This is a genomic window from Shewanella sp. 10B (assembly GCF_023475885.1).
Taxonomy (GTDB): Bacteria; Pseudomonadota; Gammaproteobacteria; order Enterobacterales; family Shewanellaceae; genus Shewanella; species Shewanella mangrovisoli.
The window spans coordinates 86171-100401 of sequence record NZ_JAMDJO010000007.1; the positions used below are offsets into that span (position 1 = coordinate 86171).

At 52.2% G+C, this 14231-nt stretch carries 12 protein-coding genes; all 12 read right to left on the bottom strand.

Annotation, left to right across the window (positions count from 1 at the left end; all coding sequences use genetic code 11):
* Positions 1-230: 230 nt before the first annotated feature.
* The gene (locus tag M0415_RS18205; RefSeq protein ID WP_249553194.1) at positions 231-974 is read right to left on the bottom strand and encodes a hypothetical protein; all 744 of its coding nucleotides are present in this window, start codon (positions 972-974) and stop codon (positions 231-233) included.
* A gap of 10 nt (positions 975-984) precedes the next feature.
* The gene (locus M0415_RS18210) at positions 985-2238 is read right to left on the bottom strand and encodes a beta-ketoacyl-ACP synthase (protein WP_249553196.1); all 1254 of its coding nucleotides are present in this window, start codon (positions 2236-2238) and stop codon (positions 985-987) included.
* Positions 2239-2964: a 3-ketoacyl-ACP reductase FabG2 gene (locus M0415_RS18215; protein ID WP_249553205.1), complete on the bottom strand. Its 726-nt coding sequence runs from the start codon at positions 2962-2964 to the stop codon at positions 2239-2241. It lies immediately after the preceding gene.
* A gap of 125 nt (positions 2965-3089) precedes the next feature.
* Complete coding sequence (locus M0415_RS18220; protein ID WP_249553208.1) at positions 3090-3629, bottom strand: hotdog family protein; 540 nt, start codon at positions 3627-3629, stop codon at positions 3090-3092.
* A gap of 5 nt (positions 3630-3634) precedes the next feature.
* Positions 3635-4852: a beta-ketoacyl-[acyl-carrier-protein] synthase family protein gene (locus M0415_RS18225; protein WP_249553210.1), complete on the bottom strand. Its 1218-nt coding sequence runs from the start codon at positions 4850-4852 to the stop codon at positions 3635-3637.
* A gap of 96 nt (positions 4853-4948) precedes the next feature.
* Positions 4949-5683 carry a DUF3261 domain-containing protein gene (locus M0415_RS18230; protein ID WP_249553213.1) on the bottom strand — a complete coding sequence of 245 codons (735 nt, stop codon included), beginning with the start codon at positions 5681-5683 and terminating at the stop codon, positions 4949-4951.
* Between the two features lie 4 nt (positions 5684-5687).
* Entirely contained in the window at positions 5688-6995 is a 1308-nt protein-coding gene (locus M0415_RS18235) for an NAD(P)/FAD-dependent oxidoreductase (RefSeq protein ID WP_249553216.1), read from the bottom strand.
* Positions 6996-9551, bottom strand: a complete 2556-nt coding sequence (locus tag M0415_RS18240; protein WP_249553218.1) for an MMPL family transporter — start codon at positions 9549-9551, stop codon at positions 6996-6998.
* Positions 9552-9560: 9 nt separating this feature from the next.
* Positions 9561-10418 (bottom strand): outer membrane lipoprotein carrier protein LolA, encoded by an 858-nt coding sequence (locus tag M0415_RS18245; RefSeq protein WP_249553222.1) that lies wholly within the window; start codon positions 10416-10418, stop codon positions 9561-9563.
* The gene (locus M0415_RS18250; protein ID WP_249553227.1) at positions 10415-10849 is read right to left on the bottom strand and encodes an acyl-CoA thioesterase; all 435 of its coding nucleotides are present in this window, start codon (positions 10847-10849) and stop codon (positions 10415-10417) included. Before M0415_RS18250 ends, M0415_RS18245 begins: the two co-directional genes overlap by 4 nt.
* Entirely contained in the window at positions 10846-12411 is a 1566-nt protein-coding gene (locus M0415_RS18255; protein WP_249553230.1) for an HAL/PAL/TAL family ammonia-lyase, read from the bottom strand. The genes M0415_RS18250 and M0415_RS18255 overlap by 4 nt, the downstream gene beginning before the upstream one ends.
* Complete coding sequence (locus M0415_RS18260) at positions 12408-14216, bottom strand: glycosyltransferase family 2 protein (RefSeq protein ID WP_249556566.1); 1809 nt, start codon at positions 14214-14216, stop codon at positions 12408-12410. The genes M0415_RS18255 and M0415_RS18260 overlap by 4 nt, the downstream gene beginning before the upstream one ends.
* Positions 14217-14231: the final 15 nt, after the last annotated feature.

Below are 14231 nucleotides of genomic sequence, written 5' to 3' on the forward strand. Positions count from 1 at the left end.
TAATTTATTTTGTGCAAAGAATCATTGTGGGGAAAAAGTGTTCACTAGCATGATTTCAGAAAACGTCTTATACGCATTGGTCATATGGCAAGCAAATTGCGCTAATACTGGAAAGGCAAACCATGGTGATTGGTGAGACGACTGTCCGCCCCTTGGTTTACCTACAAAAGAGAGCAAAAAGCCGAGATGATTCTCGGCTTTTTATTAACGCTTTTACGAATCCAAAGGGATTAGTAGTACTTCTTCAGATAGCTTTCGGCGTAGCTTTTCAGCTTTTTGTTCGGGTTGTTGTTGGCAATATTTTCAATCACTTCGCGGTATTGCGTATTACCCGATGCGGCGAGGGCTTTGGCCATATTGGCGTAAGTGTCGATGGCTAACTTGTCGTTGCTCATTAGGCGTGGATTTTTCAGCTCAACGCTAAGGCGCTCTAATAGAAAATCATCGTAGTTTTGATCGTCCATCATGCGTTTCGCGGCGAGGCGCATCAGCTCTAAATCATCGCTTTTCAAGGCGTTGGCAAAGGCATTGTTCTTAGGGCTTTGCTCGGCCACATATTGGCTCTTATCCGCTAAGATAGCGTTCCACTTCTTGTATTGCGCAAGATTTTCAAGGGCTTGTGATGCGTATTTTTTTAGTTTCTTGTGGTAGCTGCCATTGACTATATTGCTGATGGTCGCGCTGTATTTGTCATTACCCGAGTAAGCTAAGCCTTTGACTAACCAAGCGCTGTAGTCGATGGCGTTTTTCTCGGTGGCGAGGGGCAGGGATTCGAGCAGTTTGGCCTCTAACACATCGTAAATGGCGGGATCGGATAATCCGGCAATCGTCAGTGCTTCGATGGCTTGTTTTTGCTTAAATTGATTGTCGCCTTTAAAAATTTCTTGATAGGTATCAACCGTATATTCCTGCGCCCACACGGGTGAGCCCAGTAAACTAATGCCGAGTAAAATGCTTGCTACTAATGGTTTCATTGATATGTCCTTATGTCGTTTTCCAGCGTTTAAAAATCAGTGAAGTGTTGATGCCGCCAAAGGCGAAGTTATTGCTCATCACATAGTCAGTGTCGAGTGTACGTGGCTCGCCGCGAATGTAATCGAGTACTGCACATTCTGGGTCGATATTGTCGAGATTAAGCGTGGGGGCAAACCAGCCCGCATTCATCATTTCGATACTGACCCAAGCTTCTAGCGCGCCGCAGGCACCTAAGGTATGGCCTGTGTAGCTTTTCAGGGATGAAATCGGCATATCCGCACCAAATACTGCATGAGTTGCATGGGTTTCGGCAACATCACCACGATCGGTCGCAGTGCCGTGGGCATTCACATAACCAATGGCATCGGGCGTAAGCGCAGCATCCTTAAGGGCTAAACGAATGGCGATTTCCATGGTATCGCTATTGGGCTGAGTGACATGCTGACCATCTGAATTAGTGCCAAAACCGACGATCTCGGCGTAAATTTTCGCGCCGCGCGCTAAGGCATGCTCTAACTCTTCGAGCACTAGCGTACAAGCGCCTTCGCCAATCACTAAACCGTCGCGATTGGCATCGAAGGGGCGAGGTGTTAACTCTGGCGTGGCATTTTTGGTGCTGGTGGCAAACAAAGTGTCGAATACTACCGCCTCGGTGGGGCAGAGTTCTTCACCGCCACCCGCAAGCATTAAGGTCTGTTGCCCGTATTTGATGGCTTCATAGGCGTAGCCTATGCCTTGGCTGCCCGAAGTACAGGCGCTGCTGGTGGTATGAATGCGTCCCTTAAGACCAAAGAAAACCCCCACGTTTACCGCTGTAGTGTGGGCCATCATGCGGATATAACTGGTGGCAGTGACGCCCGACATATCGCCATGTTTGAGCATATCGCCAAAGGCGACCAGCGGATCGGTACTGCCGGTGGAAGAACCATAGGCAATCCCCATTTCCCCCGAGGTAACGATAGGAGCGTCCAAGAGTCCTGCATCCATCAGTGCAAGCTCGCTGGCGCGAGTCGCCATAATCGAGACGCGTCCCATGGAGCGGATCTTTTTACGGGAATAGTGGCTCGGCACCTCAAAGTCAGTAATAGGGGCGGCAAGGCGAGTGTTCAGCCCGTCGTATTTATCCCATTCCGCCATCGTCACGACACAGTTTTTTTGTGCCTTAAGGCTGCTTGCGATACTCGGCCAGTCATGGCCTAGGGCGCTGATACCGCCGATACCGGTAACGACGACTCGTCTGCCTAGGGGATTGCGCTGCGTCATTTAGATCATGCCTCCATTCACCGAAATCACTTGGCGCGTGATATAGGCTGCATCGTCCGACATTAAAAAGGCGGCTAAAGCGGCGATTTCATTCGGTTTACCCATGCGGCGCATCGGCACTAACTGCTCGACCATATCCTTAGGAATATCCGCCACCATATCGGTTTCGATTAAACCTGGGGCGATACAGTTTACAGTGATCTTACGTTTGGCCAGCTCTAAGGACAGCGCCTTAGTGGCACCAATCAATCCCGCCTTAGAGGCGCTGTAATTGACCTGTCCACGGTTGCCCGCAATGCCTGACACTGAGGCTAAAGTGATGATACGGCCACCCTTGCGGCCTTGTACCATGGGCATTACGCAGGGGTGAATGACATTGTAAAATCCATCGAGGTTAGTGTGGATTACGCTGTCCCACTCGGTTTCGCTCATCGCTGGGAATGCATTGTCACGGTTGATGCCCGCATTGAGTATCACGCCATAATAGGCGCCATTGGCCTCGATATCGGCCTCAATGGCGGCTTTTACGGCGGCGCGGTCGGCAACATCAAACTTTAATAGGCTAACGTTCACCCCAAGGGCACTAAGCTCTGCGGCGCTGGCATCGGCTGCGGCCTGATTGCTGTGATAATGCAGGGCGATATCGTAGCCCGCCGAGGCCAGTTTAAGGGCGATGGCTTTGCCAATACCGCGGCTCGAACCTGTGACTAATACTCTGTTATTCATCTTTATTTCTCCACCCGTGATGCTTGATGATGAGTTGTTTATGCATCAAAGGGCTAAATCCTTTTGTAGTGCGACTGACGTTGTGTCGGTTTAAAGCTTGGCGCTTATCAGCGCCAATTCAGGCATTAAGCCTGACTGGAGGCGATATACGCTTGGGTGTCTTGGGGTTGGAACACGTTCACATTGGCCTCGGCCACGAGTTGTGGTGTTTGCTCCGCTCCGCCCTCGGGCAACAGATAAATCTGGCAATCGAATACTGCCAGTCCCGACTCTTCCTGATAGAGGCGTTTAACCTGAGTGCGGTAGCGGCGATTGAGTTCGTACTGCGCTGTGTGCAAGGCTAATTTACGCGATCCCAATAAAAAACCCACTCGGATTTTATCGTGGCGCAGTTTGGCCTCTACGCCGGCGAGGGCAGCGATGCTCTGCGCCATGTATTCGATCCCCACATAATTGGGGACTGCCTGACGTTGCTCGTCAAAATAAGCACTCTGCGGGCTGATCTGCACTTCGGTTTCGAGCGCATCCTGCTGATGGCGAATAATCTTATCAATCAAGATCATCGGTGCGCGGTGCGGAATAAAATCGGCAATATTCTGCTCGGCTAATTGTTGCAGCCACATCGGCTCGGCGGCTGCCATTGCAGTGTCAGTAGAACTGGACATAAATCTTAAGCCCCTTTACGGCAAAAAATCAGGCTGGCATTGCTGCCGCCAAAGGCGAAGGAGTTGCTCATCACATAGTTAAGCCTGCCATGCTGGGCACATTGCTTGGGTGCGACTAAGGCTATGCAGGGATCCTGTGGATCTTGCTGCCCATCAAATCTGTGGGGAGGCAGGGCAAGATGGTGATTATGGGGTGAGAGCAGTAAATAACAAAATGCGGCTTCAATCGCGCCCGCGGCACCTAAGGTATGGCCGACCAGCGGTTTGGTTGAGCTTGAAGGGGGCGGCGTGTCGCCAAATACTGAGGCTACGGCGCGGCTTTCCATCGCATCATTTTTAGGCGTTGCTGTACCATGTAAGTTTATATAATCAATCTGTTGCGCCGATATCTGTGCATCATCAAGCGCGGCCTGCATGGCGGCAATTGCCCCCGCACCTTCGGGATGTGGCGCCGACATATGGTGCGCATCGCTCGACTCGCCTATGCCTGCAAGCAAAACGCAGGCTTCATTTGCTGTGTTGTCTGTCGCTAAGGTCAGAGTAAATAGCGCGGCGCCTTCACCGATATTGATGCCATCGCGGTTGGCGCTGAAGGGGTTGCAATGTCCCTTGGAAACCGATTCTAAGGCGTGAAATCCGTTAACTGTCAGTTGGCACAGGCTGTCGATACCGCCGACGATCACCATATCGCACAGCTTGGCCTCGAGTAGGCGTTTGGCACTGGCAAACACCTTGGCGCTGGATGAGCAGGCGGTCGAAATGGTGTAGCAGGGACCTTGGAGTTCAAATAACTGGCGTAAAAAATCGCTGGTGCTGCCGAGTTCCTGTTGGAAGTAATGGTAATCGGCGGGGAAGTGGCCGTGTTGATTGCGATAGGCCAAAGCGGCTTCGCCCTTCGAAATCCCCGAGGTGCTGGTGCCTAAGACCACGCCGATGCGGTTGGCGCCAAACTCACCTTTGGCTTGCTCTACGGCATCGCGAATTTGCAGTGCGGCAGCAAGGAGTAACTGATTATTGCGACAATCGAATTGCGCCAGCGCGGCAGGAATCGTCGGTAACGACTCAGTGACGGGCGCAACCAGTGTCGACTCCCCAAATAGCAGAGTATCACTGGTTTGCATGGCACTGGTATCGCCTGCAATCAAGCGGGCTAACACCTGCTCGGGCGTTTGCCCTAACGGGGTACACAATCCAATTTGTGTAATGGCGACTCTGTTGTTCATTGCTGCTTGCTATACCTATGGCCTTTGATGTGAGCAAGGCTAAAGGCTCATATCGATTGGCTGTTAACGGGTGCCTATGGCATTGTCAAAAGACGATTAAATGGGTTGTATTTCTAACTCAAACTTTGCCTGTGGCATGGTCAAATTAATGTGTGCCTGCCAGAGGGCATCGTCGGTCTGTTGCTGATAACGAATTTGTATCACTTGAGTCTGGCTATCGCTGCGACTGATCAGCGTGTCTTGGCTATAAAACTGGCGACAGGGAATCGTGTCACACAGCCCTGTCACTAACTCGCCGCCCTCTAAATGGCTTTTAATACTCTGCTCCGGCCAATAGATGAGTTGCATCATCGCCATCAGATATTCGGCCTTAAACTCATCCCCTAGCAAGAGACTCTGTTCACTGCTGAGTGTATTCCCATCGTAAACCAAGGTAAACAGTGCCTGACCTAGGGGCGCGAGCCCGACCAGTGTCATCCGTTCTCCTTCGAGTTCGAGCTGGGTGAGTAGCTCGTGGGTGTTATCGCCCACCTTAATGCTCACCTTTTGACTAAAGGACTGGGTTGAGGATACCCCAGCCTTGCTGTCACCTTGCTGACTATTGCCTTGAATTTTAGGGTCATTCGCCTGCGGCTTATTGAGCGGTTTATTCGTTGCAGGGCCAAAATCATGGGGCAGTGGCGCTAAGCAGTAACGCATATCTTTCGCCAAACCGACACAGGTTTGCCGATAGAGCAGCTCGCTGCATCCCATCAAACCTAGGCTGATAAGGAGCAGGGAAAAGGTTGCTATCGCCTTGGGGCGACCTTTGGCGTTAAGGCTTAAGCGCATCGAATTACACCTCGGCTAATTCGCTAACGGCGGGCTCGGCGCTGAGTTCGGCTTCTTGCCGACATAGCTCGACCACCATATTCAGGCGTCGCTCGGAATCTTTTACAAAGGGATTTTGCACATCCCAAGCATAGCCCGCCAAAATTGAGCAGATCATCTGTTTGATTTTAGGATTCGGATTTTCGTAAAAAATCACATCTTGGAAGCGGCCATCGTACCAAGCCTGCACATAAGTGCGGAAGGTATTCACCCCTTGCATTAACGGCGCCGAGTACTCGGCGGGCCAATCGACTGTATCGCCATTAAGCTGTTTAAGCACGCATTTCGCCGCCATGGATGCCGACTGCATGGCGATAGTCACGCCCGATGAGAAGACTGGATCGAGAAACTCGCCTGCGTTGCCCAGCAGGGCAAATTTTTCGGTGGCGAGGCGCGATACGTTGGCAGAGTAACCCTTGAGCGTCGCACAGGGCTGAGCGACCTTGGCATTGGCCAGTAATGCTTTCAGGCCGGGTTCTTCTTTGACTATGGTCAGTAGCTGCTGGTCTAAATCGCCTTCGAGACGCGCGAGTAATTGCGGCTCAGCCACGACGCCGAGTGAGCAGCGGCCGTTGCTGAAGGGAATTAACCAGTACCAAATATCCTGATGCTGTGGGTGTACGCTAATTAAAATCTTGTTCCGGTCGAAGTCGGGATCGCTGATGTTATCTTCAACATGGGTGAAGATAGCGCTACGGGTCGGCAGTGAAGACGGCGTTTCGAGGTCGAGTAGGCGTGGCAATACTCGGCCAAAACCACTGGCATCGAGCACATATTGCGCTTCAACTTGGTACAGCTCGCCCTGCTCGTTACGCACGCTTAAGCATGGGTTGGCGCTTAAATCGATTGACTCAACGGTTTCACCGTAGCGGATCTCCACCCCAAAGCTTGCTGCGGTATCGGCCAGCAATTTGTCGAAGTTTGCCCGTTGCACTTGGAAGGTTGTGCCCGGCCCTGGGGTAAATTTGTCGGTAAAGTCGAAGGTGGTATACACCCCATCGCGACGGAAGGCGGCGCCATTTTTATATTGGAATCCCGCCGCATTCAGCGCCTCTAGCATGCCTGCTTCTTCAATAAATTGCATGCAGCATGGTAGCAGGCTCTCGCCGATAGAAAAGCGTGGAAAGTGTTGTTTTTCTAGCACTAATACGCGTTTGCCTTGCTTATGCAATAGGCTAGCGGCAATCGAGCCCGAGGGGCCTGCGCCAATAATGGCCACATCGACGGAAAGGGAGTGAGACTGTGTGGAGCTTGCAGCGGTAGATGTGGACATTTAAATAACATTCCTTGTAGGTATCGAGACCTTGTTGGTGGTTAAAACCTGACTGGTGGTCAAAATCAATGGCGAAAGTACAAAGGTAAATCCTATGCCGAGGGATAGGGTTAATCCAAAATAATGAATAGCTTGGGTTTGGCTAAAGGCGAGTAAGCCAAAGGCCAATAGGGTCGAGCAGGCGGACATAAACACCGCCATCATCACTGCCTTGCCATGTTGCGCTGCAGAGGCAAAGAACAAACTGTAATCTATCCCAATCCCGAAGACTAAAATCAGCGCCAGCGCATGAAACAAGCTTAAGGGCGATCCGACTAATCCTAAAATGGCCAAGGTGAGTACCGCAGCCAGTGCAGGCACGGCGACCACTAGGGCGGCTCTTTTAACGCCAAAGCTCAGGCTAAATAGCAAGAGGGCGATAACGAGCGCCAGCCCCAATAACTTGAGCGTAAGCAGGCGGTAATGCCCCATTACCGTGGAGATATCCGCCACCTTATCAATAAGCTGTACCTGCGGATCCTCGGCAAAGCGCGCCTTGAGGGCCGCAATATCTTCAATACCGCCGAGTAGTACTATGGCGCCATGGCTATCGTTCACTTGGTTGGCATTATCAGGACTGGTCGTTGGCTCTGTTGAGTGCCCAAGCGGTGCTAATCCCTGTGGTGCAAGCCAGAGTGGGGCTAACTGTTTACCTAGGCCCAGTTCGAAAAAATCCGTCGGGGTGATATAGCTATCCTTGGCGGCAAGGTAGGCAGCTGAAAGCTCAGGTGCTAGGCTGTCATCTAGGCCAATGCTGTTTAGCACTGTGGTTAATTGCGACTGGTAAATCTTGCCCTGCAATTGATACGCCGCATCCTGCTTTTGCTTGCTCGGCAGATAACGGCTGAGGCTGACATAGTTGCCCAGCTCTTGCTGTTTAATGGCGGCATCGAGCTGCGGACTTAAGGCTTCGAGTCGTTGCAGTAAGGCTTCTTCACTGGGGGCGCGCACCAATAAAAACTGGTTATCCGTGCCGCCACTGAGTAATTTTCTGAGTTTGTCTTCAGGCTCAGTCACACTCGCAGGGCTTTGCTGTAAATGGCGAATATCATCGTCGACGTTAAGCTTGCAGATCCCCAACAGGCAGACTCCCGCGAGCACTAAGGCAAACAGACTCAATCCCCATGGCGAGACCAGTTTATTGGAGAATCCTGTGAGTTTCGCAAGATAAGCTTGCGCGAGGGTTAACGGACGTTTTCCCGAAGGTAACTTGCTGCTCGCCAATAATGGATAGGCGAGCACTAACGTCAGGTAGGCGCCGAGTAAGCCCGAGGCGCAGAAAATCGCTACCTGCTGCATGCCGGGAAACGGCGCTAAACCGATACCGACATAGGCTAAGGCGCTGGTGATAAAGGCCAGTGACACTGTGGGGAATATATAGGCCACGGTCGCCTGCGCGTTACGCTGATGATCGCTTAACCGCTCGCAGTAAAAATGAAAGCTGTAGTCGATGGCAATCCCAATCAGGCTAGTGCCAAAGACGAGAGTGAGTAAATGCAGTTCCCCGAACACGCTTAAGGTAAAGGTTACCGCCAGCAATAGGCCGCTGCCTATGGTCACCATCGCCAGCAAGAGTGGCATCACGGAGCGAAAGGCCAGCCAAACCAATAACACTACGCCAAGCAAAGAAGCGAGGCCGAGGACAGAGATTTCACTCTTAGCGGTATTGGTAGCTTCTATGGCATGGAACAGCGCGCCCGCCTGTAACACTTTAATGCTGGGGTATTGTGCGCTGACGGCATTCAGCGCCTGAGTCAGTGCCGCTTGCTGGCGTAATTGCGCATTCGGGTTAAAGGCGCTTTCTGTGCCCTTTGCCATCACAATGGCGGCCACGCCTTCACTATTATCAAGACCTTGTTTGGTATCAAGACCTTGTTTGGTATCAACACCTTGTTTGGTATCAACACTTTGTGGACGAGCAAGTAAAATCCCTTGGCTGGCGCTCAGCTTCGAACTAGGCGCAAGGGCGAGCAAATTGTCGGGGAACAACAGCAAAGGATCTTGGGTCAAGAGTTGGCTATTGGCATAACTAAAGGCGTTGTAGAGCTGCTGAGTGGTCGAGGCAATTAAGTGCTCGAGGCCATCATGGCTTAAGGCTTCGGTTTGCTCAGGCGTGAGCAGTTTAAATCTATGGGGGAAATAAAATTGCCCTAGGGCTTCACCCATCTGCAGATCGGCGCTGCGAATATCGGTAAAGGCGGTATTTTGAGTCTTAAGCTGCTCCATCAGGAGTATGCCCGCCGCAATTGCTTGCGTTTCATCCTTGGCAATCAGGGCGAGATAGACTTGATCGGCGAGTGTCGATTCCACTTGTTCGAGGGCGCGCGCCGTGAGTGCGTCCTGCTGCAGATGGGGCAACATGGCGAGAATATCGCTTTGAACCTTTGCCCCATTTTGCCACAGTTGCAGCGTCCACAGGCTCGCCGCCAGCATCAAACACAACCAAATAGCGAAGCGCCATTTAGTCGAGGTTTGCATTAGGCTGTAGCCAATACGTGTGGCAATCTTGGGCGCCATGATTCTGCCTTACTCTCTTGGACCAGTGTCTTTAGGCGTTGTCTGGCTGATGGCATATTGGGCTAACTCAGCCTCACTCAGTGGACCTTGGTGCAGCTCGCTAAAATCGATACGGGTGATATCCTGCGGGCTCACACTCGGATTGGCGCTGAGTAGCACTAAGGCGTGTAGCGTATCGCTGCCTTCGAGCACCATATTAGCGATTGCCTTCTTCATCAGCGGATCTTTAGGGGTTAATCCCAACTGCCAGTTTGCGCAGTTAGAATTTGATTTTTCTTGTGGCGACTTGCCTTGCGCTAAGGGTTCTTGGGCTAAAAAGTGCAGTTCGAAGTTTGCACTTAAACCCGAAATATCGCCGCCCAGCATGGCATTTACTAGACTCGGTAATAAATCCCCCATGGCCGCCGCGCTTGCCGAAGCATCGGCTTGGCTGATTTGCACTCGCCCTTGGCTATCTTTTTGGATCAGTTGCTTATCCTTTAAGATCAGCAAAGATTCGAAGGGGCTAAGTTGTTGCCAGATCAGTCCTTGTGCCTTGTCGAACACAAACTGGCCTTGGCTCACTAGGGGCTTTTTCAGCACTTTAAGCTGGCGTGATTGCACAAAGTGGCCGCGAACCGTTTCGCCAAGATTGAGCTTTTGGCTGAGGGCGAGTAATGCGGCGTTATCTGCGCCTTGGGCGAATAGTGTTTGGTACTGGCTCGCACCTCTGAGGGTTGAGTCAGTGAGGTTTGCACCATTGAGATTAGAATCGGCAAGGCTCTGCGCCTGTACTGAACCAAGCAGCAGTGTGCAGCTTAATAGTAGGCTTTGGCAGAACCATTGCGACCACTTAGCTCGTGGCCAATTTGTAAAGTGGGCACTCATTCGCTATCCGCCTTTGCAAGTAGCGGGGCGATTTTGCTGCGGAATATCTCTGGCGTCACAAAGCACATTTCTTGGCTCGTCATATCCACTGCCGCCTGAATGGTATAGCCCTTAGTAATGCGCTCGCCGCTTGCGGTATCACGGATTTGATAATTGATTTTTAGACGATTTTCCCACTCGACCAACTCGGCGCGCACGGTAATGTTTTGCTCGAAGGTGCTGGCCTTAACGTATTTGATCTGCAAATCAATAATCGGCCAAGCGTAGTTCGAGGCCTGCATTTGGCGATAGTTGTAGTCTAACTCGTCGAGCAATTTGCAGCGGGCAATCTCGAAATAACGCAGGTAATTACCATGCCAAGTGATCCCCATCGAATCCACATCGTGGAAGGGGATCTGCATGTCCATTTCTATGCTGAGCAAGGATTTCATCGGCACACTTCCCATTCGCCCGCTTGGATTTTCGCAACGGTTTGGCGCAATACGGCTTCGAGCGGTCTGTCTTCAACTAATGGCTCAAAATCGGCGCGCACTTGGGCGAGCGTGGTCGCCAGCGATGGCGTCAGCGAGGCTTCGTCTAACTCGTTCTGTGTGATACGCAGGCCAATGCCTTGGGTCATCGCGAGCAGGGCTGCGGCGGCGACTTGCTCTGTGAGTTGCAATACACGCATACAGTCACGGGCGGCGATAGTACCCATGCTGACTTTATCTTGGTTATGGCATTCGGTTGAGCGAGAGAAAACGCTCGCGGGCATAGTGTGTTTCAGTGCTTCAGCCGTCCAAGCCGATACGCCAATCTGCACCGCCTTAAAGCCGTGGTTGATGGCGCGGCGCGCGCCAGTCGAACCCGAGAGATTAGCGGGTAAACCGTTGTTAAACTTAGGGTCCATCACTAGTGCCATTTGGCGGTCGATAAGATCGGCGATGTTGGCCACAGTGTTTTTTAAGGAATCCATCGCAAAGGCAATGTGCCCACCGTAGAAATGGCCACCGTGGAGAATATGCTCGCCTTCACCATCGACTATGGGGTTATCGTTGGCGCTGTTGATTTCGGTTTCGATAAATTGGCGCATAAAGGGCAGTGCATCCTGCAATACGCCAATGATGTGCGGCGCGCAGCGGATGGAATATCTGTCCTGCAGACGATCTGAATTGCGGGGGTGAACATGGTGGTTCAAATCTTCCCTAATCCAGGTCGCGATTTGGTTTTGTCCCGGATGAGGTTTGGCGGCAAACAGAATATCGTCGAAATGGTTCGAGTTACCTTTGAGGGTTAACGACGCCATGGCGGTAATGCGGCTGGCTAAACGCGCTAAATATTGTGCACGATCAAAGGCTAAACAGGCTAATGCCGTCATCACTGCCGTGCCATTCATCAGGGCTAAACCTTCCTTGGGGCGCAGCACATGGGGCGTGATGTTCAGCTCGCGGTAAACCTCTTGGGTGGCTCTGCGCTCGCCGTTATAAATCACTTCGCGCTCGCCAACTAGCACGGCGGCCAAGTAAGACAATGGCGTTAAGTCACCGCTGGCACCGACCGAACCTTCCTCTGGGATCACAGGCGCTATATTGAGATTAAGTAGGGTTTCGATGCGCTTTAAGAGCTCATAGGTTACGCCGGATTTGCCAATGGCGAGGGAGTTTAAACGGCAAGCCATCACGGCGCGCGCCTGCATCACGCTCAAGACTTCGCCGAGGCCACAGCCATGGAAGCGGGATAAGTGCAGTGGCAGCTCATGGACTAAGTCGAGACTCACGTTGACAGTGCAAGAGTCGCCATAGCCGGTGGTGACGCCGTAGACCACACCTTCTTCGTGTAGCAGGCTGTCGATAAAGCGGGCGCCCTTTTGGATATAAGCTTGGTAATCGGCATCATCACAGAGTTTGACTTTAGCGCCCTTAGCAACGGCGACGACTTGCTCTAATGTGAGTAACTGACGGCCAAATTCGATTGGCTGCTCAGTGGTTGTCGTGTGAGTAACTGCGTGGCTCATAAATGCTCTGTCCTGTCTGTAGTGCGCTCCAGCTCCGGGAGTGCTGCTGTCGTTTGTGGGGCGGATGTCGCGCGGTTAACCTTGCTATCGTCCCGCCAAAAATCAAAAAAGTTAAACCATTGCAAGGGCTCACGCCTTGCATAGTGTTCGAGGCGCTCGCTGTAGTTATGCACCGCCTGTTGTAGTCGTTCCATTCGCCCTGCACGCGGGCCCTTGAGGCTGTTGCTAAAGTGCTCCAAATGCACGCGATATCGCCCTTGTTCGCGCAGGCAAAACATCAGATACACTGGGCAATCCAAGAGGCCGGCCAGAATAAATGGCCCCTGCGGGAAGGCTGCCTCTTCACCCATAAATGGCGCATATACCACGCGTCCTTGGGAGTGGGATGAGGTTCTATCGCCAGCAATCACCACTAGCTCACCGTCTTCAATTTTTTGCTGCAGCAGCATAGAGGTGGCGGGATTAAGCTCGGTCACTTGGATCAAATTCAGCGTGCTATCTGGGTTTAATTGCTTGAGGACATTATTAAAGTTTTCGGCATGGCTGGTTAACACCATGACATTCACTTTGACCTTGCGCTGGTGGATTGAAATCGCGCGGCACAGTTCGAGGTTACCCAAGTGGGAGACCAGCAGCACGGCGCCTTTGCCGCTTTCTAGCTGATCGGCCAGTACTTGGCGGTCGGGAAAATCCACTTGGCTTAATTGAATGCGATCGCACCAGGCATCGATTCGATCGAGCGCCGCATTACCAAAGGCGAGAAAGTGGTTCAGGCTATCGCGCCAGCCAATGGGGCGATTCAATTGCGGATGTTGCGGCTCGAGACGTTGCACACGGCACAGAAAATCCAACGAGGCTTCGCGGCTGACTTTGCCCGTCAGGAAGAAATAGCAAATCACCGGATACATAATGGCGCGACACAACCAATGGCCGCCGAAACGGTAGCTTTCGACCAACAGTTTTATGCCCCAATAACTGCCGCGCTCCTTCATCCCCGACCAATGGGTTGAGGCTTTATCGGACTGGGGCGATTGCGTCTTCTGTTTACGGCGCAGCAGTTGTGGCAGGCGCTTTAACATGCCAAAAAATAACCGGGTGTGCAGCTTAGTGATGCGCACATTGTCGGCCACACCTTGAAAGTGGCTGACGCCGTTTTCGGGATAAATGACCTTAGTGGGGTGAAACAGAATTTCCACCCCTTGCCAGTAGAGTTTGACTAGGATTTCGATATCAAAATCCATCCGCTCCGTGAGGGCGTGCTGGCTTAAGAGACGCTCGGTGGCGGTTAAGGGATACACCCTAAATCCGCACATAGAATCTTGAATATCAAAGCTTAAGGTTTCGACCCATACCCAAAAGTGGGTGAGGTAACGACCGTAGAGTCGCCCCTTGGGGACGGACTCGTCGTACTCGGGCTTGCCCGAGATCAGCGCATCCGGCTTGGCCTGAGCCTTGGCGAGCATGGCGGGGATATCGCTCAAATTATGCTGGCCATCGGCATCGACCTGTAGCGCATGGGTAAAGCCATCGCGATAGGCGCGGCGAAGCCCCGTCATCACTGCTGCACCTTTACCACGATTGTAGGGGTGTTGCAGTAGCGTCACCCAGTCGTGTTGCTCCGCCAAGGATTGCAGCAGATAGCGGGTCTCATCGTTGCTGCCATCGTCTATCAAATAGCAGGGCAGATTGAGGGCGGCGAGTTCGGCCAAGGTCTGGGCGATCGCGGCGCTATGATTGTAATTGGGGATCACCAGCGCCAGCTTGATTGGCGCCGTGCCCATTAAATCACTCGGCGGGACTAGCATTGTGTCGCTCATACC